19 protein-coding genes, 1 other RNA gene and 2 pseudogenes are annotated in these 22,259 nt (G+C 37.6%); 8 read left to right on the plus strand and 14 right to left on the minus strand.

Features of this window, described 5'->3' with window-relative positions; genetic code table 11:
• Positions 1-22: 22 nt before the first annotated feature.
• The 4 genes and pseudogenes from MHB65_RS20125 to MHB65_RS20140 all read right to left on the minus strand — a co-directional run bounded on the left by MHB65_RS20125 (position 23) and on the right by MHB65_RS20140 (position 3,570).
• Positions 23-883, minus strand: coding sequence for an HNH endonuclease (locus tag MHB65_RS20125; protein WP_342441515.1), 861 nt, complete (start codon positions 881-883; stop codon positions 23-25).
• 12 nt (positions 884-895) lie between these two features.
• Positions 896-1,081 (minus strand): hypothetical protein, encoded by a 186-nt coding sequence (locus tag MHB65_RS20130; RefSeq protein ID WP_342441516.1) that lies wholly within the window; start codon positions 1,079-1,081, stop codon positions 896-898.
• Positions 1,082-1,239: 158 nt separating this feature from the next.
• Positions 1,240-2,883 (minus strand): Sau3AI family type II restriction endonuclease, encoded by a 1,644-nt coding sequence (locus MHB65_RS20135; protein ID WP_342441517.1) that lies wholly within the window; start codon positions 2,881-2,883, stop codon positions 1,240-1,242.
• Between the two features lie 99 nt (positions 2,884-2,982).
• Positions 2,983-3,570 (minus strand): annotated as a pseudogene (locus tag MHB65_RS20140) (recombinase family protein).
• Between the two features lie 3 nt (positions 3,571-3,573).
• On the opposite strand from MHB65_RS20140, the pseudogene MHB65_RS20145 reads away from it, so the two are divergent.
• Positions 3,574-4,709 (plus strand): annotated as a pseudogene (locus MHB65_RS20145) (site-specific integrase).
• Positions 4,710-4,834: 125 nt separating this feature from the next.
• Here MHB65_RS20145 and ssrA read toward each other — a convergent pair.
• From ssrA to secG, 5 genes are all read right to left on the minus strand, one after another.
• Positions 4,835-5,190: a transfer-messenger RNA gene (gene ssrA, locus MHB65_RS20150) on the minus strand.
• A 350-nt stretch (positions 5,191-5,540) separates the two neighbouring features.
• A complete protein-coding gene (gene smpB, locus MHB65_RS20155; protein ID WP_342441518.1) occupies positions 5,541-6,008 on the minus strand; it encodes an SsrA-binding protein SmpB in 468 nt (155 codons plus the stop codon).
• 71 nt (positions 6,009-6,079) lie between these two features.
• Positions 6,080-8,548 (minus strand): ribonuclease R, encoded by a 2,469-nt coding sequence (gene rnr / locus MHB65_RS20160; RefSeq protein ID WP_205445390.1) that lies wholly within the window; start codon positions 8,546-8,548, stop codon positions 6,080-6,082.
• Between the two features lie 38 nt (positions 8,549-8,586).
• Complete coding sequence (locus tag MHB65_RS20165; protein WP_205445392.1) at positions 8,587-9,333, minus strand: carboxylesterase; 747 nt, start codon at positions 9,331-9,333, stop codon at positions 8,587-8,589.
• 189 nt (positions 9,334-9,522) lie between these two features.
• Entirely contained in the window at positions 9,523-9,750 is a 228-nt protein-coding gene (gene secG / locus MHB65_RS20170; RefSeq protein ID WP_205445394.1) for a preprotein translocase subunit SecG, read from the minus strand.
• A 205-nt stretch (positions 9,751-9,955) separates the two neighbouring features.
• Between secG and MHB65_RS20175 the strand changes: the two genes are divergently transcribed.
• From MHB65_RS20175 to dltD, 7 genes are all read left to right on the plus strand, one after another.
• Positions 9,956-11,203 (plus strand): transglutaminase domain-containing protein, encoded by a 1,248-nt coding sequence (locus MHB65_RS20175; RefSeq protein ID WP_342441519.1) that lies wholly within the window; start codon positions 9,956-9,958, stop codon positions 11,201-11,203.
• Between the two features lie 148 nt (positions 11,204-11,351).
• The gene (locus MHB65_RS20180) at positions 11,352-12,998 is read left to right on the plus strand and encodes an alkaline phosphatase (RefSeq protein WP_342441520.1); all 1,647 of its coding nucleotides are present in this window, start codon (positions 11,352-11,354) and stop codon (positions 12,996-12,998) included.
• A 279-nt stretch (positions 12,999-13,277) separates the two neighbouring features.
• Entirely contained in the window at positions 13,278-13,415 is a 138-nt protein-coding gene (locus MHB65_RS20185; protein ID WP_004228095.1) for a teichoic acid D-Ala incorporation-associated protein DltX, read from the plus strand.
• 17 nt (positions 13,416-13,432) lie between these two features.
• On the plus strand, positions 13,433-14,908 hold the full coding sequence (gene dltA, locus MHB65_RS20190; protein ID WP_342441521.1) for a D-alanine--poly(phosphoribitol) ligase subunit DltA: 1,476 nt from the start codon (positions 13,433-13,435) through the stop codon (positions 14,906-14,908).
• Positions 14,905-16,068, plus strand: a complete 1,164-nt coding sequence (dltB, locus tag MHB65_RS20195; protein ID WP_342441522.1) for a D-alanyl-lipoteichoic acid biosynthesis protein DltB — start codon at positions 14,905-14,907, stop codon at positions 16,066-16,068. Before dltA ends, dltB begins: the two co-directional genes overlap by 4 nt.
• Before the next feature lie 42 nt (positions 16,069-16,110).
• Positions 16,111-16,344, plus strand: a complete 234-nt coding sequence (gene dltC, locus MHB65_RS20200; protein WP_016994756.1) for a D-alanine--poly(phosphoribitol) ligase subunit 2 — start codon at positions 16,111-16,113, stop codon at positions 16,342-16,344.
• On the plus strand, positions 16,341-17,516 hold the full coding sequence (gene dltD / locus MHB65_RS20205; RefSeq protein ID WP_342441523.1) for a D-alanyl-lipoteichoic acid biosynthesis protein DltD: 1,176 nt from the start codon (positions 16,341-16,343) through the stop codon (positions 17,514-17,516). The genes dltC and dltD overlap by 4 nt, the downstream gene beginning before the upstream one ends.
• A 632-nt stretch (positions 17,517-18,148) precedes the next feature.
• Here the strand turns inward: dltD and MHB65_RS20210 are convergent.
• The 5 genes from MHB65_RS20210 to eno form a co-directional block, all read right to left on the minus strand.
• Positions 18,149-18,970, minus strand: coding sequence for a methyl-accepting chemotaxis protein (locus MHB65_RS20210; RefSeq protein WP_342441524.1), 822 nt, complete (start codon positions 18,968-18,970; stop codon positions 18,149-18,151).
• Positions 18,971-19,046: 76 nt separating this feature from the next.
• Complete coding sequence (locus MHB65_RS20215; RefSeq protein ID WP_342441525.1) at positions 19,047-19,415, minus strand: hypothetical protein; 369 nt, start codon at positions 19,413-19,415, stop codon at positions 19,047-19,049.
• 111 nt (positions 19,416-19,526) lie between these two features.
• Positions 19,527-20,054 carry a DUF6241 domain-containing protein gene (locus MHB65_RS20220; protein WP_342441526.1) on the minus strand — a complete coding sequence of 176 codons (528 nt, stop codon included), beginning with the start codon at positions 20,052-20,054 and terminating at the stop codon, positions 19,527-19,529.
• 402 nt (positions 20,055-20,456) lie between these two features.
• A complete protein-coding gene (locus MHB65_RS20225; protein ID WP_342443772.1) occupies positions 20,457-20,744 on the minus strand; it encodes a site-specific integrase in 288 nt (95 codons plus the stop codon).
• 220 nt (positions 20,745-20,964) lie between these two features.
• Positions 20,965-22,257, minus strand: coding sequence for a phosphopyruvate hydratase (gene eno, locus MHB65_RS20230; protein ID WP_342441527.1), 1,293 nt, complete (start codon positions 22,255-22,257; stop codon positions 20,965-20,967).
• Positions 22,258-22,259 lie beyond the last annotated feature (2 nt).

Genomic DNA, 22,259 nt, shown 5'->3' on the forward strand with positions numbered 1-22,259 from the left:
ATTATTTTATCTATAGATATTATTACGTTTTCGTAATACCATAGAACTCCATTAACATTTGCTTATCAACTCTAATTCCGTACTTCGAATACAATTTTTCACGCTTAATATATAGAACCTCAAGCATTTTTTCTCTTTCATGTGGAAGCGCATAATGAATCTTACGGTGACAATTAGGACACAAAGTAACAATATTATCTGCAAAATCAATAGTATTTTCAAAATATCCTTGTGCAGCCATTGGAATTAAATGATGGGCTTCAATATAAGGGTTATTGTCTTTTGAATTTATAAATGTTTCATGACTTGAATCTATCTCACACTTGTAAGCACTTCTTTTCTTGGCTTCAATACTCTCAGCTATATTTCTCGGATAACTCATTCCATTTTTACTTAAAATAAGTTGTGCTCTTTTTCTTGGTCCTTTCACCAAGTCATTATCATTTTTTATGATTGCATCTTCATTTTTTATTGCATCTGAATTATTTAAACTATAATTTAATTCTGTATCTGTCCGCTCTTCTTGAGCCATATGTTTAGCAACAATATACGACTTATAGCAGCTTAGTGTTGCCATTGGAAATCTACGTTCATCTTGATTATACTTTTTGAATTCCGGCAAATCCCCTAATTCTTCAAGTTGATGTAATGCTAAATATGTATCTAAATCCATTATTTCTTTATTGAAAGTTTCTTCGTATAAGATTACTAACCTTACTAAATACCTTGCATAAGAAGATGCTTTGCCACTTTTCTTTTTTGCAGCACCTTTCTTAAGCGATAAACCTTCTGCAAATTTCAAAAAATTGTTATAGACTTTTCCATGTTTATTTCTTATATCTTCAAAAATTTGTTCTTCAGCTGCAATCTTTCTAAAGGCCATAGAATTTCCTCCTTACATTTCTTCGAATTGTAAAGTTCCTGTTACTTCATTATAGATATATCGAACCAACCTTAAATTCATCCATTCATATGTAACAGCTGGTGTACGTCCCTTTGTGTAAAATCTTTTCGCTGCCTCGTTTCTTTCATCTATAACCTCTTGTGAAGAATCATTAGCAACAACAAAAGCATCAATCATGCTGTAGTCATGAGTGTATTCCTGCTAAATCTAATAATCAATTGGTTTAAAAGGAGAAGCAATGACTTGATGACTTATGTAATCCCACGTCCCCAAAATATTAATAGATAAAAAGCTTACCATTTCGGTAAGCTTTTTTATTAGATTAAGACATTATTCTATAACAAATCTTTAATTTGTTCATAAATATATTCTTTACTTAACCACCAAGCTTGTTTTGTCATATAATCATCTGTAAAATTTTCTTTTTCACTTTCAGGTCGATTTATCCATTTTGCTGGATGAGGTAATTCCCTAGAATTATTCATTAACTCCTTTTTAGGTTTCCCTTTAACTATTACATCTTTATAGTATTTTACTCTGTACTGGGCGACTGCGGCATCGGGGCGAAGATGTAAAATATCTTCAAGAGATGGTTTAATGAAATTATTATATATTTTGATTTCATTATTTTCACTTTTGGTAAAATTTAGTTCAACACCATTTTTTAGTTTTGCCACCTCTGTTTCCCATACTCTTTTAACTGGCCCATCTATATCACGGATTGGCATATTCCAAAATTTAGCGCCTACAAAAAAAATTTTCTCAGGATTTGTTTCGTACGAAGTGCTATTTTTTTTCTTTTTATTAAAATCATTAAAGACTAGTAGTAGAAATTTTTTCCTTTCTAAGAAATTATAAATACTTGATTCCTCCCAAGGTTCGTTAACTAGTTCAAGAAATGAAGGAATTCCCATAAATTTAAAATGTTCTTTTGGTTGCCCATCCCTTAAAGTAACCGTTTTTAAACTAATTTCTGCTTTTTCTATTTCTTCTGATGTGACTTCATTTGTAGTGGTTGGTAAATTAAGAATTCCACGGATTATCATGTTATTAATATTTTTTTGTGACTTACTTTTTCCTACTTCGATACCAAGTTTTTGAATCAAGTCACTTTGTTTCATACCGTAGTAGGGAGTAAAGCGAGATACAATAATTTCCTCAAGAGTATTCTTTTCTAGCTCACTAACATCCTTCACAATACTATTAATTGCTTCGGTATGATCTTGTCCAATAATATGATCATTTATAAGTTTATTAATGAATTTTGCTTTAAATGAATAGGCTCTAGGTTTTGCAGGAACATCGGTATGCTTTTGTTTTGTAAAATCAGCACCAGTTGCTGATTTTGTACATGCTCCTAGATAATTTGTAAGCCCTTCTGATAATTGCTCAGCTTTACCGTTATTTATATATTCAGATATTTTTCCCCAATCTTGCTTAATGATTTCTAAATCTTTCTCAGGTATTTCAATTACAGTATCTTTAGGTAAGCCAAAATCTTGTAATTCCGTCATTGAAAGTAGATTTGCATATAATACTTCAAATTTTGTTTTATCTTCAATCATTTCTCCGATAGAAATTTTTTCCTTATACGAGACATCCCGTCTGTAATATTGAATTAATTCAATTAGTTTATTTTTATGCCAAAAGGAGCTTTGTTCAAATGTTTTACCATATTCATTTTGGTAATTAATTTTATTTAAAACGAGTCTCTCACCAGCTATAAGTTTTGTGACTTTTTTCTTTTTTGTTTGTTTATCTATAGGGGTAACTTTCAATTCTACTCCAGCTTCTGGAAAATCCGGTTCAGCATAATTATCTGCTGGATGGTCAAACCAGACCTGCTCTATTACGTTGCCTGGATAAGATTTATTTTTCACATTTATAGTGCTATTTACATCAATTTCTCCAAGTGTCTTTCCAACAGCTTCTAATGCTCTTTTATGTACTTTCTCTTTAGTATTATAAACACTACTCAACTCAATACCCCCTCCAATATAGCGGACAATAATTATTAATTATAGTATATCAATAACTTTGGTAGAACGTCATACGTTTTTCTTTCATCCCAACTTGTTTCAACTATTATTTTTACTTTCAAATTCATACTCCCTCAAAACCTTATAAAAACTATTCTTCTTCAACCCCAACATCTCCGCAAACTTAACCCCCGTCAGCTCCTTACACTTCCATGCCTCATAATTTGCTTCCAACAGTGTACGCTGCTCTTTCGATAGTGTCGATAAATCTAGTCGTGGTCTACCTAAGTGCTTTCCTGCTTTTCGTGCTTCCGCAATTCCCTCAGCCTGGCGCTTCAAAATCTTTTTCCGTTCCTAATCAGCTACGTATGAAAGCAGTGATAAAAACTGTTCCTCCATCAAAGAGCCCAGCTTACTATCATCTGTGTTCATTGCTTTAAACTTACGACTATCGAACAGTGTCTCATTTTCAAGAACCACAATATCAGCATTAATATTTCGAGTAATGTCTTTCCACTCGCTAATAATTTCATCATAGTTGCGCTCTAAACGATTCAACGCATCCATATAAATAAGATCTCCAGCACGAATTACACTTTTCAATGCCTGGTACTGCGGACGATTAAAATTCTTCCCACTACCTATCAAAAAAACTTGCCCCCACAAGTGGCTAAATAGGAGGGATATTTCATGCCAACTATACAGAGTTACACAATAAATGGTAAGAAATTTTATAAGTTTCAAATGTATATTGGGACAGACCCACTAACAGGTAAACGTATGAAAACATGGATTTACCACAAAAAAAGAAACCCAAATCGCTTTATCTCGTTTACAACTAGAGATAGAAAGAGGGGACTTCCGTAAAAGATCCGTTGACACATTCAATGATATTTATGTCTTATGGGTCGAACAATATAAAAATACAGTTGAGGCAAGTACATTCGTAAAAACAACAGGGATATTTAAAAATCATATATTACCTTCTATAGGTAACTATAAAATTGAAAAAGTGAATGTACAGACTTGTCAAAAACACGTAAATGAATGGTTTAACAAATTGAAAAAATATCGCACCGTAAAGTCCTATGCTTCAAAGGTATTTGATTATGCAGTAACACTAGGGGTAATTATCGATAACCCAATGAAAAGAGTTACTATGCCTAAAAATTTTGATATTCCTAATGAAGACGAAAATATTAATTACTATACTAAAGAGCAATTAATTCATTTCTTAAAGTGTTTTGAAAAGGAGAACAATTACAAATCATATGCATTATTTAGGTTACTTGCTTTCAGTGGTATGAGAAAAGGTGAGGCATTGGCATTACAATGGAATGATATCAACTTTAAAGAACAAGAAATCCGTATTAATAAAGCATTAGCACGTGGTGAAAATAATCAATTATATATAAAGGCAACTAAAACAAAAAAATCTATTCGCACAATTAAAATGGATAAAGTAACGCTGGATATTTTAGAAGTTTGGAAAAAAAGCAGAAGCAAGATTATTTGAAGTTGGGAATCAATACATTAAAACCTAATCAACTTGTTTTCAGTAATGAATATAATGAATATCTCCAGCTAACCAAAACACGCAAGTGGATGGTGCAAGTACAAAAAAACATAAATTAGAAAAGATCACTACACATGAACTACGCCATACGCATTGTTCATTGTTATTTGAAGCTGGTGCAACAATTAAAGAAGTACAAGATAGGCTAGGACATGCAGATGTAAAAACCACTATGAATATTTATGCTCATGTAACAGAAAAAGCAAAAGAACTTGCAGCAGAAAAGTTTGCAAAGTATATAGATTTTTAACTCTAAAAAAATGCCATCAAAAATGCCATTAGGTGAAATCCAATGATATTCAATAAATGAACGCAAAATAAAAAACCCTTGTGTATCAAGGGTTTTGAAGTTCATTGAAACTCAATGAACTTGTATTATGGAGACGGCGGGAGTCGAACCCGCGTCCAAAGACTCCAATACTTCAGCTTCTACGCGTGTAGTTTGCCTATTTAGGATTCACGTAACATTATGCCGACAAACAGGCGTCCTGTACGCTAACCTGGAAATCTCTTGCCGATGACTCAGGTGGTACCATCGACCGTATCCCACTAAAGTTGGGCCCCACGTTCTCTACATGGGCGATAGAGAGGCAGAGCGCTTACGAGCTTACGCTGCGAAAGCTAAGTTTTGTTGTTTGCCAGTTATTATATAACTGTCGTTGATGACGGAGCCGAGCCCTCCGACGCGCGACTAAAGCTTGAACCATCCCTGTCGAATCCGTAACGTCCCCTTGAATATGAAGCGAAGCGATTGGGCTTCGTTCAAACAAAGAGCTAGAATTGCTTCTAGTACGGTGGGAGCTTAAAAGTACGCTTCCATGAAATCTGGCAATCAGTAATACATATTATAAAACAAAACTATTGATAGTTCAAGTATCCCGCTATCTTAGAAAAAATTGGCTTAGATACTTAGGGTATCCGTTAGATTGAGCTTTCTATCCATCACTTTTGTTTTGCTATCCACCACATTTCAACCTCTATCCGTCACTTTCGCCATTCTATCCGCCACGCCCAGCACCACTGCCACCCAACAACCGAAAAAAGCTCACCGCAGTCCAGCAGTGAGCTTTCTCCAAATCTATTAATATTGATTTTTTGATTTGAAGGTACGTTCCATTTCGCGTTTGGCTTCTTTTTTGCGCATGTCGTTGCGTTTATCGTAGTCTTTTTTCCCTTTGCCGATGCCGATTAAAAGCTTGGCATAGCCGTCTTTGATGTACATTTTCAATGGGACGATTGTGTAGCCGTCACGCTTTACGGCACCGACTAGCTCGCCGATTTGCTTTTTGTGGAGCAGCAGTTTGCGGGCGCGCAGTGGGTCGTGATTGAAACGGTTGCCTTGATCAAAGGGGCTGACATGCATGTTGCTAATCCATGCTTCGCCATTGGTGATTCGGACATAGGAGTCCTTTAGTTGGGCCTTGCCTGCACGGATGGATTTGATTTCTGTACCTGTTAGTACCATGCCTGCTTCGATTGTTTCTTCGATGAAGTAGTCATGGCCTGCTTTTTTGTTTTGTGCTAATACTTTACCAGTACCTTTTGCCATATTTTTCACCCTCTACTTAAAAGGTTGAGCTTAAGCGAAAGCACCCTCTCAATGGACACTTTCGCTTAGGCTTATTTACGTTTTGATTTTTTCTTTTTGCCTTTTTTGGCAATGCCCTCATAGAACTTTTGCTTTTGCTTCACGCGTTTTTTCGGACCTGGGCTTGAGTCATCTTTGCGTCGACCACGTGGGTCACGGTCGCTTTCACGACGTTCACCTTGCTTAGCGCTACGACTTCCTCGGTCTTCCTCTTGGCGGCCGCCTCTGCGATTGCCCCCACGGCTGCCTCGTTCCTCATCACTGCGTGTGCTTCGGCGACTGCGTTCACCTTTGTTATCGCTGTAATTTTTACGTGCATGAATAACAGTAGGTGCTGCTTTGCGTGTTCGTCCATATGAAGTTACCATTCCTACGATTTCAAAGTCAATGGATGACTCCTCAATAATGACATTGGCCACACGAACTGTTACTTCATCACCAATACGGAATTGGCGATTCGTTCGTTCCCCAATCATAATCATTTGACGATCATCAAAACGGTAATAATCATCTGTCATATTGCTAATATGGACAAGTCCTTCGATTGTGTTTGGTAGCTCCACAAAAATACCGAAGTTTGTAATCGATGAAACAATTCCTTCGAATTCTTCGCCAATTTTATCGGACATATATTGTGCTTTTTTCAAAGCATCTGTATCACGTTCTGCATCAACAGCACGGCGTTCACGCTCAGATGTGTGATCGGCAATTTCATCCATTGCCATACTCCACTGTGCAATTGTTTCTCTAGATGTATCCTTATTAATTAAATACGTACGAATTAAACGGTGTACGATTAAGTCTGGATAACGACGAATTGGTGATGTGAAGTGTGTATAGAAATCAGTTGATAAACCAAAGTGACCAATGCTTTCAGGATAGTACTTCGCCTGCTGCATCGAGCGTAAGAGCATTGTTGAGATAACAGGCTCCTCTGGCATACCCTCAATGGCCTTTAATACATCCTGTAATGCCTTAGGATGAACCGTATTACCAGTACCTTTAATTAAAATACCAAAGTTTGTGACAAATTCAAAGAAGCGTTGAAGCTTTTCAGGCTTTGGATCTTCGTGAATACGGTATAGGAACGGTACATTCATCCAGTGGAAATGCTCAGCGATTGTTTCATTGGCAGCTAGCATGAAATCTTCAATTAATTTCTCCGCTACTGTCCGTTCACGTAATTCAATATCAACTGGCCATCCTTCTTCGTTCACGATCACCTTGGATTCTTTAAAGTCAAAGTCAATTGCCCCTCGTGTTTCACGTTTACGACGTAAAATACCAGATAGCTCAGCCATATTTTTAAACATTGGAACAAGTGGTTCGTAGCGTTCGATTAGTGCCTCATCCTGCTCCTCTAAAATCATGTAAACGTCCTTATATGTCATACGCTCTGTCGTTTTAATGACACTTTGGAAAATTTCATGTGCAATGACATTGCCATTCGCATCAATAATCATTTCACAAGATAGTGTTAAACGGTCAACCTGTGGATTTAATGAACAAATGCCGTTCGATAAACGATGTGGAATCATTGGAATTACACGGTCCGTTAAATAAACACTTGTCGCACGATCATAAGCTTCAATGTCAATAACTGAGCCTTGCGTTACATAATAACTTACGTCTGCAATATGTACGCCAAGCTTATAAGTACCATCTACATTTTTTGTTACAGTTACGGCATCATCCAAATCCTTTGCATCTGCACCATCGATCGTCACAATCGTTTCATGACGTAAATCACGACGGCCTACTAAATCGGCCTCAGTAATTTCATCTGGCACGCGCTGGGCAGCAGCAATGACTTCATCCGGGAATTCAGGTGGAATGTCATGCTTATATAAAATGGATAAAATGTCCACACCAGGGTCATTTTTATGCCCTAAAATTTTCGTAATATAACCTGTAGCAGATTTTAAATCCTCCGGCCATGTTGCTACCTCAACAACAACCTTATGTCCATCGACAGCGCCTAATGTATCTCCTTTGGCAATAAAGATATCCATTGGTAGCTTTTTATCATCTAAGACAACAAAGCCAAAGCCACGATTTGCCTGGAATGTGCCGACAAAGCTTGTTTGACCACGCTCTACAACCTTTGTAACCGTACCCTCACGTCGATCACCGAATGATTCCTTTAAAACACGAATCAGAACAATGTCTCCGTTAATAGCGCCATTAATTTCGTGAGGTGGAATGAACACATCATCCATGCCCTCGACATCAGGTGTCACGAAGCCGAAGCCCTTCGCATGTCCGATAAATTTACCTCTTAGCAAATTCATACGCTCCGGTAAGCCATAGCGATTGGAGCGAGAACGTACAACTAAGCCTTGCCCTTCCATGCGGACAAGTGTTTTCACAAGCTCCTTGAACTCCTCCGCATCCTCAAAGCCAAATTCATCCTCGATTTCACCGACAGTTAGTGGTTTATAATCTTCTTTGCTGAAAAAATCGAGTAAACGACTTTGTAGTGTATCTTTTTGGTCTTTCATACATATTCCCTCCTTCATGAGAAAATCCTATTTATTATTTATTGTGCCCAATTTAGGCTTTCTAAAAAGCGATAAATATCTTCATGTAATTGATCTTTTTCTTGATCTAATGTAATAACATGTTTTGAGTTTTCATACCACTTGATGTGCTTTTCAAGTGACTCAGTTTGATTATATATAATGTTGGCAGATTCTGTCTCTATTACTTCATCATTTGTAGCTTGTACGACAAAAATAGGCGCATAAATCATGTCAATTTCTTGACGAGTACGGGCTATAAATTCTCGCAACTGCTGTAGAGATGGCATGCCATTTTCAGCAATGAGCGCAACTTCAGCTTCAATTTGTTCTTCCTGTTTCCCTTGGAACTTTTTATAGTCCCTTGCATATTTCAAGACACCCTCAAACATAACGTCGGTTGTACGCATTGTCATGGGGGCGCACATTGTGACAATTCCTTTAACAGGATTATTTAATGCAATGTTTAACGCCATGACACCGCCTAATGAAAGGCCAGCAACGGCAATTTCCTGATAGCCAGCATCCTGTAACTGTTTGTAGGCGGCAACGACATCCTGCCACCAGTCTGCTGGTCCTGTTGTGATTAGTTCTTCTGGTTCCACACCGTGACCTTTATAGTGAGGTGCTAATGTAGTATACCCTTTTTTCTCTAAAAATCTACCAAGCATTCGCACGTCTGCAGAGCTTCCTGTGAAGCCGTGTAATAATAAAACAGCACGTGATCCTGCTTGAAAGAAAAATGGCTGTGATAATGTTTTGTTCACTGTAAGCACTCCTTCATTCTAAAACACTTATACATACTATACCCATTATAGTCATCTCGATGATGTCCAGCGATTGACATTTGGATATTGCGTTACAATTCATTTTTTACTACAGAGAGAGGATTTACCATTTAACAATGATAAAAGAAAACGCCCAACCAATTCGGTTAGGCGATATATCTTCAACTATTAGATTTTTGTAATAGCGATTGCTAAAATAAAGAACACTATAGCTAACACAATTGTTGCACGGTGAAGGATTAAATCCATACCACGCGCTTTTTGCTTTCCAAATAGTTGCTCAGCTCCACCCGAGATGGCACCTGATAAGCCTGCACTTTTACTAGATTGAAGTAATACCACAACGATTAACGCTAATGATACGATAACTAATGAAACTAATACTACTGTATGCATTCACTGCACCTCCCGAACTTTGAAACATCACAACAGACTACATTATAACAAAAAAAGGTTACCATGACAAACTTAGCTTTATGTTTTGCGGGATTTTTTCCGCTTCATGCCTCCCTCCTTGTCGACTTATGCTACTATTTGTGGATGTCACTCCCTATAAATTAAATTATAATGGCAAAAATGAATTTTTTTGGAGGATGGGAAAATGAATAAAAAAATAACAGCGCTGCTTGTACTATGCTGCATGATTCCCTTTCTTACGGCATGCTCAAAGGCCATTGACATACTTCTTGATGAGGATGATGTAACAACTACGACCTTAGCAGAAGAAACAGAGAATGATATAAAGAAGCCAGAAAGTAAAGCGTTATCTGCTTCTTTTTCACCTAATGATCTTTTCTCTACCTCATTATTTAAGGATGATCCTGCCTTACTACAATTCACTAAAAAAGTAGAAAAACAAGTAGCAAAGTTTGAACAGCACTTTGAAGTCCCTTATACAGGGAAGCTAGCTTTCGAAGATTTTGAAGTGCAGTTGAATGACTTAAATAGCCTGCTTACCTTTGTTGACCCCTATACAGCTGGTTATTTTCTTACTTATGAATGGACTGCTTGGGAAACAGATGATGGCTATTTGGTGGAGTTGTCGATTGATTACTTAACAGATGCCAAGAAGGAGAAAAAGGTCGATCAATATGTAGATGCTTTTGCTGACCAGTATATTACGAAGGAAATGACAGATTTTGAGCGTGCTAAAATCATTAATGATACTGTCGTACAGTTAGCCACTTATACAGAACAAGGCTCTACTGAGGGACAAACGGTTTTTGAGCTAATAGATGAGGAAACTGCGGTATGTCAGGCCTATGCCCTACTAGCTTATCGCCTACTATTGGCTTCGGATGTGGAAGCGAAATATGTTTATGGCTATAGCGAGGATCAGCTACATGCTTGGAATTTAGTCAGTATCGATGGCAACTGGTATCACCTTGATACAACATGGAATGATGTGGATTCAGCGGAGCCTTATGCGATTTCCTATGAATACTTTTTAGTCAATGATGAAAAACTAAGCCAAGATCATTTATGGGCAAATGAAAACTATTTTGCTGCTACAAATAATGATTATGATTTTATGCATGATATGTGGTATGCCAATACTGTAGATGATGTGATTTATTATAATAGTATCAACGATAATATGGTCTATTCTTATAATTTTGACACCAATGAAAACCATCATATTACAGAAACGGCGTGCTATTATTTAGCTACTTATCAAGAATCCATTTATTGCAGCGACTATGACAATGCTGGCTATCTAACAAAAATTGATGTCCAGGACGGCTCCGAAGAAGTCTTACTCGAAGATGAAGTCCTCAATTTGTACATCGAAGCAGGCACTTTATATTATGAAAAGATAGACGGTACACAACATCAGGAAAATTTGTAATGTCCCAAAAGAATCTGTGTGACCTCTACATAGATTCTTTTCTTCCTCATTATTTACAGAATTACCATACTTCATTAACAAACCTTTAACGCTAGCTTTACACCCTTCCTTTACACTTACAGTTGAATTCATCTAAAGGAGGAAAATCATGAAATACGCAAAAAAATGGACTTCATTGTTTTTAGCAAGTGCAGTGACTTTATCCGCAGTTAGTATCCCACAACAAGAGGTACACGCAGCCGAAGTAAAAAAACCGACAAATGTCATTATGCTTGTGATGGATGGTAGCAGTAATAATGCTGTAACCCTTTCTCGTTGGTATAAAGGTGAAAGCCTCGCAATGGATGAAATTTTATCGGGTGCTATGCGCACGTATTCTGCTGAATCAGCCATTACAGATTCTGCGCCTGCTGCTACGGCATTAGCAACTGGCCATAAATCGAACGATAAATATATAGGTGTGCTCCCATCTGTGATTAACTCCCCTGGATTAGCGCAAATCGCTAAGGAAGATGCCTTCCGACCTGTAGCCAATGTGCTAGAAGGAGCTAAGCAGCAAGGTAAGGCGACTGGATTAATTTCTACTTCTGAAATTCAACATGCTACACCAGCTGGGTTTTCTGCGCATGTCAATAATAGAAGTCAATATGGGGATATTGCAGAGCAGCAGGTTTATCAAAATATTGATGTTGTCTTAGGTGGTGGTCTAGAATCCTTATCACCAGGCACAACGAAAAATGCTCGTCAAGATGGTGAGGATTTAATCAAGGTTCTGAATGAAAAAAATTATGATCTCGTTAAAACGCGTGATGAGCTATTCAATAGTCAATCCTCAAAAATTTGGGGAAGCTTTGCACCAAGTGCACTTGCTTATGATTTAGACCGTGCTAAAACAAGAGCCTCTGAGCCTACACTTGCAGAAATGACAAATAAGGCGATCAATACGCTGAAAAAGGATGAGGACGGCTTCTTCCTCTTTGTAGAAGGTAGCAAGGTTGACTGGGCAGCACATGCCAATGATACAATTGGTATCATTAGTGATATTTTATCGTTTGATGATGCAGTGAAAGAAGCGGTTGATTTTGCGAAGGAAGATGGTAATACGTTAGTCATTGCAGTAACTGACCATGGAAATAGCGGCATTACGATGGGGAACGCTAACACAACTAGTACCTATTCAAGCATTCCAGTCTCTGCTTACATTGATCCGTTAAAAAAGGCTTCAATGACTGTTGAGGGAGCATTAAGTCAACTGAAAGAAAATCGCTCTAACTTAGTTGAGGTTGCTGCCCTATATGGACTAGATTCATTAACTGAGGACGAGCTCAAAACATTACAGTCAGCTAAAGACTTGGGCAATGCAATGGTAAAAATGCTAGCTAATCGTGCGAACATTGGTTATACAACAGGTGGTCATACTGGTGAAGATGTATTTTTATATTCATTTGGTCCTTCTAAATTGACAGGGCTAGTAGAAAACACTGATTTAGCCCATACAATGGCACGCTTTATGGGCTTCGACTTAAACACATTAACGAATGATTTATATGTGCCAGCGACAAAGGCATTTACGGAAAAAGGATTTACAACAAAAATCGATTTATCGGATAAAGAAAACCCAACATTTATTGCACAAAAAGCAGATGTTACAGTGAAGATTCCGGTCAATAAAAACACCATGATATATGAACAAACTTCCACAAACACGGCAAAGACGCATACATTTGATACAATCAATGTCTACAATGGCTCTGAATTTTATGTATCTAAAAAAGTGATTAATGAAGTGAAATAAAATGAATAGCACGAACATAAGTTGAGATTATTCCCTTATGTTCGTGCTTTTTTTACATAAGATAACCAGCCAATAGTTTGCAAAACCTACACATTCCCCCAGAACCTTAAATTTACCTTAAATTAATCTTATGATTTACTGAATTCATCTTAATTCAGCAACATTTTTCTCCACATTCCGTCAAATCAGTGTTAAAAACATAAGGTAAGGATTTTTAACTAGTAAATTACTATTTTTTGAAAGTTTAATCCTATACTTTTTTTCATTGGAGGTGGACAAATGCAATCCATCAAAAATAATGAGTATTTACGCTTCATTGGCTTCACGCTATTTTATTTGATTGTTTTGGTACTGTTGTTTCTTATACATGGCTTCCATGATATGAACGCTGGACCATTCATATATACGGAATTTTAAATAAAGGAGATTAAAATATGTTAAGTATTTTGGCAGCTATTGAACGTGTGGCCATCCAGCAGCCACAAAAAACTGCTTATCAGACACACAATGCCTCCTTAACTTATAGTGAGCTTTGGCATTTATCGGATCGTATTGCCGATTATTTGATGAAGCTTAACTTGCGGAGACAGCAACCTATTGTCATTTATGGACATATGTCCCCCCTACAAATTGTTGCCTTTATAGGAGCTGTAAAGGCCGGCCATCCATATGTACCTGTTGATTCATCAACACCATCTGAAAGATTACAGCTCATTACAGAAGCTTCTGGAGCAGGTTTAGTATTGACAACAGAGCTATTACAAATGCAGATGAACATTCCAGTTATGGCAGTGCATGATATTCTGGATACCTCCTCAAAGGACGTAATCCTATCATCTGCAACATGGGTTCAAGATGAGGATATTCATTATATTATTTACACTTCTGGTTCAACTGGTCAACCAAAAGGGGTACAAATAACAGCTAGTAATCTAACACACTTTGTTATGTGGATGCAGGAGCACTTCCCTTTACAGGAAGACGGCGTATTTTTAAATCAAGCACCCTATTCCTTTGATTTATCTGTTATGGATCTCTACCCAGCTCTTGTTGGTGGACACACGCTTTATGCGATTACACAGCAAGAAATTGCTAATCCAAAAGCATTGTTTGATTCATTAGCGACGTCAAATACTCGGGTATGGACTTCTACACCTTCCTTTGCCAAGATGTGTTTGATGAACAAAGAATGGGATCAAAAACTCATGCCTGCATTGGATACTTTTTTATTTTGCGGAGAGGTTTTACCGATAGCGGTATGTAACGAGTTGATGCTCCGTTTTCCACAGGCAACAATTTATAATTTATATGGCCCTACGGAAACAACCGTCGCTGTATCCTATGTAAAGGTGACGACAGAGCTAGTAGCACGCTTCGAACAATTACCGATTGCCCCTATAACAGAGCCAAACGTATCTGTAGCAGGAGATGGAGAAATTATGATTTCAGGGCCAACCGTTAGTGCCGGGTATTTGGGAGCGCCTAAATTAACAGCGAAAGCTTTCCCGATCGTTGATGGCGATCGCATCTATCAAACTGGTGATATCGGCTATGAGCAGGATGGTTATTTGTTCTTTTCAGGTCGTAAGGATTTCCAAGTGAAATTACATGGCTATCGTTTAGAAATCGAAGAAATTGAAAAACAAATCAGTAACCTACCACCAGTTTCAAGCTGTGTCGTTGTACCTGTTTATAAAGAGAAGGAAATCATTTCTCTTAGTGCCCATATTGTATTACGTGAGCCATTAACAGACGCGGCCTTCAAAACGACAAAGCAATTGAAGGCACTTTTATCGGCGTACTTACCTGCCTATATGATACCGAAAACGTTTAAATATATGGACGCTTTACCATTAAATCCAAATGGTAAGGTTGATCGTAAAGGATTGGCGGTTATGGAAACAGTATGACGCCTTATGGAAATATAGCATTTTTTGTGATCATCGGACTTTTATTACTACCTACCATCCTATTAGGGTTACGAGGCAAATCTTCGAAACGCTATAATCTTTTTGTCTCGGTAATTGTCTTAGCACTGATTTTCGGACATTCATTGAATGGGACCATTTCGCTTGTACTATTTACGGTCTTTCAGGTAGTCCTTATTGTGGCTTATCAGCGTTACCGACTTCAGCAAAATAGCGGCACTATTTTTATAATAGCTGTGCTTTTATCCATATTACCGCTTGTCCTTGTGAAGGTTCTGCCGATTCTCGGGTTACATCATTTATTTGGCTTCCTTGGTGTGTCCTACATTACGTTTAAAGCGGTGCAAATGATTTTAGAAACCCGTGACGGCTTGATGAAAGAGAAAATTTCTGTAGTAGAGCTAGTCTATTTCTTATTATTCTTTCCTACCGTATCATCTGGACCTATTGATCGTTGGCGTCGTTTTACGAAGGATTTTCATGCCGTGCCTTCCTCGGAGGATTACCAAAAGCTGCTATTAAGTGGAATTAACTATATTTTTGTCGGCTTTTTATATAAATTTATTTTGGCATATTTAATTTATAACTACACGCTTATTTATTTGCCTAATCATACGTATAACTATTTGACACCTTTTCAGGGGCAACTAGCGTATATGTATATGTATAGCTTTTATTTATTCTTTGATTTTGCTGGCTATAGTGCATTTGCTGTTGGGGTGAGCCGAATAATGGGTATCCAAACACCGATTAACTTTAACCGTCCATTCGCCAGCCGCAATATTAAAGATTTTTGGAATCGTTGGCATATGAGCCTTTCGTTTTGGTTTAGGGATTACGTCTATATGCGCTTTGTCCTTTGGATGACAAAGAAAAAGTGGCTGAAAAATAAATTTGCTATTTCGTATATAGGCTTCTTTTTACTATTCTTTTTAATGGGTATTTGGCATGGTCTCGAATGGCACTTTGTGGTCTATGGACTCTATCATGCCCTATTGATTATCAGCTTTGATAAATTTGAACGCTGGAATAAAAAGCATAAGCGTTGGCCAAAAAATAAATGGACGCATGTTATTGGCGTAATCATTACGTTTCATGCCATATGCTTTGGCTTCTATATTTTTTCTGGCACATTATTTTAAACAAAGGGCTGTAAGAGCCTGTTCACTAAAGGAGAATTATTAATGGATCAACAACAAGTTTTAGAAATGCTAGTCGAGTTATGTGAAGACGAAATTATTGTAGAAAACCCAGATATTGATTTATTTGAAGAAGGTTTACTAGATTCGTTTGGGACAATTAATTTATTAGTTGAAATTGAAAATCGTTTTAATATTTCTGTACCTATTACTGATTTCAATCGTGAAGAATGGAATACGCCTAATCGAATAGCAGGGAAATTAGCTGAAAGACAATGATCAAAAAAGGCTTTCTTTCTTTATTTATTGCATTCGCTCTTTTTACTGGCTTTGTCTTCTTTCCTAATGCTTGGATTAAAGCCTGGATATCCAATGAGGATGTGGAGCAAGCCAAAACTAACATGTCTCCACTTGTATTTCAAGGCACATATTTACAGGAGCGAATGTTGCAGGAGCCTAGTTCCATGCCTCTATATGGCTCCTCGGAATTAAACCGTTTTGACCCGTTCCATCCATATAATTATACGCGAGCAACTAACGCTCCATATTCGACATTTATGATTGGACGTGGGGGCATGCAGTCCATTACCCACTTCCTGAATTTTGCAGCACAAGAAAAGAATTTAAAGGATAAAAAAGTGGTCTTTATCATCTCCCCGCAGTGGTTTACAGAGAAGGGCATGGGTGAATTTCACTTTTCACCGAATTACTCCATGTTACATGCCTATGATTTAGCTTTTAATCAGGAGATGGATGCCGCTCTTCGTAAACGAGCAATGGAGCGTCTGCTAGAATTTGATACCGTCAAACGGGACCGTCTCTTAAAGACCATGTTTCAATATCAAATGTCTAACGGCAAGGAAAAGCCAATTACTGGACGTATGGCCATGGTCGCAGGTCGTTTCCACAAGGAATTGCTAGAAAAGAAGGACTTATATTATTCCCTTTTCCCACGTAAAGGTCATGCATTAAAAAGTAATGACAAGCTCATTGCCAATCAAAGCTTTGAACAACAATTGCAGCATGCAGAGGCATATGGTGAGAAACGTGTATCCAATGACTATATGATTGAAGATCGCGCCTATCAGCGACTTGTAAATGCTAAATTTTCAAAGTTTAAAGATATACGGAAAAAAGAGGATTATACAAACTCTCCTGAATATGAGGATTTCCAACTAGTAATAGATGTTTTAAAGGATGCAGGTGCCAAGCCACTATTCGTGTCCATTCCGGTTAATGGCTATTGGTATGATTATAATGGCTATCCTGAGGAGCGTCGTCAAAAGTACTACGATAAAATGGAGCAAGTATTACAGGACGCGAATGTTGCCTATGTTGATTTTTCAGATCATGAATATGATCCTTATTTTATAATGGATACGATTCATATTGCTTGGAAGGGCTGGGTCTATCTCGATCAAGAACTAGATCAACATTGGTCACAGCCATAAAAAATAATCAGGACAGTCTAGCATTAATAGACTGTCCTCATGCTGTTGAAAAAAGATGATGTCAACGGCAGAAAAAGCAACTTTGCAAGGTGAGAGGTTGATTTCCGTTCCACCAGCGTCCTTTCCAGGGGGCGTCCGATGAGCCGCTTCACTCACTTCCGTTCGCTCCAGGGTCTCCTCTGTAACGCTAAATCCCCTAGGAGTGACGCTGGCTCCACTCCAATCAACCATTCTGCAAAGTGTCTTTACTTTTTTTCATACTAGCATAGCAATCAAATAGCCCAATATCTGTATTCTTAGGGGGATAGGATTTTTATTTTCAATGTGGAGAAGTGATGCGTGCCAACACCCCTCCATAAAGAGTAGTGAACACCTTTACTTTATTTGAAAATCTTTGCTAAAAAGGTAACACTTTTGTATGTTGAAGTGGAAGGCTACTTGACTCCCGTGGGATAGCGAGACAGGCGAGCCCCTGCACGGAGTGATAGCGGAGGAAGCGGCTCGGCGCTCGCCCACAGGAAAGCAAGTAGCCTGCAACGGAAACCATTTTCACCTTTCACAAAAATTCTATTGATGGTTTTGTTTTTCAACAATATGAGGACAGTCTAGCATTAGTAGACTGTCCTTTCTTATTATCGTAAGAGACCTTTTATGTAAACCGCCATTTGCTCGCTTATATCATTTAGTTTTTCAATGGCTTCACTAAATTGTTGAACCTGCTCTGCCTGATCATTTGAGGCTGCTTCAATTTGCTCCATGCTTTCCATAAGTGCTTGAATATTACTCGTAATCGTTTTAAGAGAGGTTTCAATTTGCTCTGTTGCTGTAGCTGTCTCACTAGAAAGCTTCCTTACCTCTTGCGCTACGATGTTGAAACCTGCACCGTATTGGCCTGCTCGTGCCGCTTCAATCGAGGCATTTAAGCCCAGTAAGTTGGTCTGTCTCGAAATCGTTTTAATAAAATCTGTTACTTCATTAGAACGAGAAGAATTTTCTAAGGCATGTCGAGATTTTTCTGTAATAGTTTCACTCGTTGCAGACAATTCTTCAGAATGTGCAGCAATCGTATGTACTTTTATTTGTAGTTCTTGAATAATAGCTTGCAAACTGCCCATAAAACCTTCCACTTTTTCTTGCGCATCAACTGGAAAGATTAGGCTTAATACGGCTACAACTTTACCATTTTCACGCACAGGATAAAGCTCACTATTCATTGCAATCCCAAAATACTCTTTTGAAATGCTACGCTTTAAAATTTGTCCTTTTGTGACACTATGAAAATCAGGTGTATCCTCAAGAATAGTCCCTACTTGTAAATTCGTTTTGACTCTTGTCCCCTCTAATACAAACAGGACTTTTCTTTCCTCTGCACAATTAATAGTCATTGCTATTTCCTTCTTAAAGACTTCATGAAAAATCGGCAACGTCTCTTCTAATGATTGAATAATCCCCATATCTCTATCCCCCTCTATTTTTCTTTATTATACTAGACTGCTTAGGGTATACATACTTTGAGGTATTTTTTGTCTATTATTTAAGGTTGTAGAACGATTGTAAACCAAGGTACTCAGCTGTGGAACCAAGTTGATCTTCAATGTGAAGAAATTGGTTGTATTTTACTACACGGTCTGTACGTGATGGAGCACCTGAGCATGAACCTTGATTTATTATGGTCAATTCTATGAGGTCTACAATAAATTTGGGAGTCTTAGTGAACACAAAAACTTGAAATTTCGGATTTCGCTTGTTCCGCATTGTATGGTCCAAATTGTGACCTCGCATGAATAGTTGAATCGCCAAACTCTTTTTGTACACGTTTTTCAATCCATAGGCTTTTGCGTTCAAAGTGATAATTAAATGATAAAGTTCTTTGTCTGTTAGCGGTCTTTCTTCATTCATAAATAAAACCCTCCACCGATAATTTTTTTGTATCTTAGTAATTGGTGGATTTTGTGTAATAAAAATTAATGATAACAAACAGAAAAATTTACATACAATTCAAAGGCTCACCTATTTTTCATCTGTGTAAAATTGTTCAATATACTGCTCTTCTTCCTCGGGCGATAATAAACGAGTTGCTCTTCCTGAATTTGTTGTGTCATCGCCACCTTGCATTTCCCAAATTTTGTTATGGTCGTCAACGGCGTTTGAAAAATCACCTTTCGACCATCTTTCCAATATTGAAATGTAAAGATCTTTATATTTATAATCGTTCATTTTAACTACAGTTAACAATCGGTCAACTTTTTCTTGTGTTATTCGCTCACGCCCCCATTGAGAAGTAGCTTTCACTTTTTGGTGAGACATGCTATGGATGGTTTCATTTACTTTCATTTCCATTAAATTGTCAGGATAAAGCAATTCTTCTTTTGTAACTTTTTTATCTTCAAGCGCTACTCCGTCAACAGTTATAGTGGCTCTTTCTTTTTTGGCAACAGGTTTTTCCATTTGTTCGGTGGATTTAATGTAACCAAAAATCCCTCCAAAAATGACCAATACTGCAATGATAACAATTGCAGATTTTGTTTTTCTCTTCATGTTATTAACTCCTCCTTGTAATTTATATCATTATGCAATTATGTATTGGTTTATATTATGTAATTAGGATAATAATAACAGAATTTTGAAACAAGGTTCAATGAAAAACTATAGTACAAACACTGTTCTTAGATAATGGTATATACATTGTATACAGCATGTTAACCAACGCAAAATTGCGTTCGTTGATTAAATACAACTGATACAATTTTGTATGCGTTAATATAGGTAAGTCCATCATAGGTGCTCTCTATAGAGGAGAGTACCTCAATGCGTAAACATCGCTGAGGTATCTAGCATTTTGCTAGGTACATAACGTTTTTACAAGGGGGTCGTGTTTTGCGACTCCCTCCAAGGGTCTGAATAATGTTACGAACCTTCTAATTACTATTCGTATCCTTTTCACCAAGGGTGTGCGTAATGTGCATACCTTTCATCACACAACGATTCGGTGCGTGCCATGATGTTTAATGTGACATATTCTTCCGCCACCAAATACGTGTAAAACGACCTCAACGATTTAATTACAGTGTTAATGTAAGTCGCCTTTTTACCAAGATTTAATTGATGTTGAATATATTTTTTCACATGAACTGTAGAAACGTCTTCAATTTCATTCACCTCATGAAACTCGTCCAGATATTGAATGAAGTGAGTTGTATTGTAGTTATAAGTTTCTGTTGTTCTAATTGAATAATTTTAATCTGTAATTAGCATGTAAATTCTTTTAATCAATCTTTGATAAGCAAATAAAAAACCCCCAATCTACAAGTGTTTATCACACTTATAAATCAGAGGTTGAAACAATACATACGTATTGCTAAATTCACCTAAATGTACAACATAGTTCAAATTGTATAAAAAGGTTGTGTATTACTAAGTTCAAAGCATTTTTTCTTAAATCAAATGCTTATTTTATATTATAGAATGAATTTAAACCAAGATACTCTGCTGTTGAACCAAGTTGATCTTCAATGCGAAGAAGTTGGTTGTATTTAGCTACACGATCTGTACGTGATGGAGCACCTGTTTTAATTTGACCAGCATTTGTTGCAACAGCGATATCAGCAATTGTCGCATCTTCTGATTCACCAGAACGGTGAGAAATAACCGCTGTGTAGCCTGCACGTTTCGCCATTTCGATTGCTTCAAATGTTTCAGTTAACGTACCGATTTGGTTTACTTTGATCAGGATAGCATTTCCTACGCCTTGCTCAATACCAGCTGATAATTTTTTCGTATTTGTTACAAATAGGTCATCACCTACTAATTGTACGCGACTGCCGATACGGTCTGTTAATAGCTTGTGTCCAGCCCAGTCGTTTTCGTCTAAGCCATCTTCAATTGAAATGATTGGATATTTGTCTGTTAACTCTTCGTACCAATCAACCATTTCTTCAGAAGTTTTCACAACGCCTTCACCATCTAAGTGATATTTGCCATCTTCTTTATTGAATAGTTCAGAGGATGCTACGTCCATTGCAAGTTTCACTTCTTCACCTGGTTTGTAGCCCGCTTTTTCAATCGCTTCTAAGATCACTGTAATCGCTTCTTCGTTAGAGCCAAGGTTTGGTGCGAAACCACCTTCATCACCTACTGCTGTGTTGTAGCCTTTTGCTTTTAGAACAGCCTTTAGGCTATGGAAAATTTCAGCACCGATGCGTACTGCATGACGGAAAGATTCTGCACCAACAGGCATAACCATGAATTCCTGAATGTCTACATTGTTATCTGCGTGAGCACCACCATTTAGGATGTTCATCATTGGTACTGGTAATTGTTTAGAGTTGAACCCACCAAGATATTGATAAAGAGGTACATCTAAATAATCTGCCGCAGCATGTGCGACTGCCATGGATACACCTAGAATTGCGTTGGCACCTAGCTTGCCTTTGTTTTCTGTGCCATCTAGCTCGATTAAAGCTTTGTCAATGACCACTTGATCAAGAACAGAATAGTTACCTTCTAATTCTTCCGCAATAATTGTGTTTACATTTTCAACTGCTTTTAATACACCTTTGCCTAGGTAACGAGATTTGTCACCATCGCGTAATTCTACCGCTTCGTATTCACCTGTTGATGCACCTGATGGTACGATTGCGCGGCCAAATGCGCCTGATTCTGTAAATACTTCAACCTCTACTGTTGGGTTCCCACGTGAGTCTAAAACTTCGCGCGCATAAACTTGTGTAATAAATGGCATAA

Source organism: Lysinibacillus sp. FSL K6-0075 (assembly GCF_038592945.1).
GTDB lineage: Bacteria > Bacillota > Bacilli > Bacillales_A > Planococcaceae > Lysinibacillus > Lysinibacillus fusiformis_F.

Excerpts from the sequence above, each read along its gene's own strand:
- MHB65_RS20125 (WP_342441515.1), bottom strand. The coding sequence starts at position 883 with ATGGCCTTTAGAAAGATTGCAGCTGAAGAACAAATTTTTGAAGATATA.
- MHB65_RS20130 (WP_342441516.1), bottom strand. The coding sequence starts at position 1,081 with ATGATTGATGCTTTTGTTGTTGCTAATGATTCTTCACAAGAGGTTATA.
- smpB (WP_342441518.1), bottom strand. The coding sequence starts at position 6,008 with ATGGCAAAAGGTACTGGTAAAGTATTAGCACAAAACAAAAAAGCAGGC.
- rnr (WP_205445390.1), bottom strand. The coding sequence starts at position 8,548 with ATGAAAGACCAAAAAGATACACTACAAAGTCGTTTACTCGATTTTTTC.
- secG (WP_205445394.1), bottom strand. The coding sequence starts at position 9,750 with ATGCATACAGTAGTATTAGTTTCATTAGTTATCGTATCATTAGCGTTA.
- MHB65_RS20175 (WP_342441519.1), top strand. The coding sequence starts at position 9,956 with ATGAATAAAAAAATAACAGCGCTGCTTGTACTATGCTGCATGATTCCC.
- MHB65_RS20180 (WP_342441520.1), top strand. The coding sequence starts at position 11,352 with ATGAAATACGCAAAAAAATGGACTTCATTGTTTTTAGCAAGTGCAGTG.
- MHB65_RS20185 (WP_004228095.1), top strand. The coding sequence starts at position 13,278 with ATGCAATCCATCAAAAATAATGAGTATTTACGCTTCATTGGCTTCACG.
- dltA (WP_342441521.1), top strand. The coding sequence starts at position 13,433 with ATGTTAAGTATTTTGGCAGCTATTGAACGTGTGGCCATCCAGCAGCCA.
- dltB (WP_342441522.1), top strand. The coding sequence starts at position 14,905 with ATGACGCCTTATGGAAATATAGCATTTTTTGTGATCATCGGACTTTTA.
- dltC (WP_016994756.1), top strand. The coding sequence starts at position 16,111 with ATGGATCAACAACAAGTTTTAGAAATGCTAGTCGAGTTATGTGAAGAC.
- dltD (WP_342441523.1), top strand. The coding sequence starts at position 16,341 with ATGATCAAAAAAGGCTTTCTTTCTTTATTTATTGCATTCGCTCTTTTT.
- MHB65_RS20210 (WP_342441524.1), bottom strand. The coding sequence starts at position 18,970 with ATGGGGATTATTCAATCATTAGAAGAGACGTTGCCGATTTTTCATGAA.
- MHB65_RS20215 (WP_342441525.1), bottom strand. The coding sequence starts at position 19,415 with ATGAATGAAGAAAGACCGCTAACAGACAAAGAACTTTATCATTTAATT.
- MHB65_RS20220 (WP_342441526.1), bottom strand. The coding sequence starts at position 20,054 with ATGAAGAGAAAAACAAAATCTGCAATTGTTATCATTGCAGTATTGGTC.
- eno (WP_342441527.1), bottom strand. The coding sequence starts at position 22,257 with ATGCCATTTATTACACAAGTTTATGCGCGCGAAGTTTTAGACTCACGT.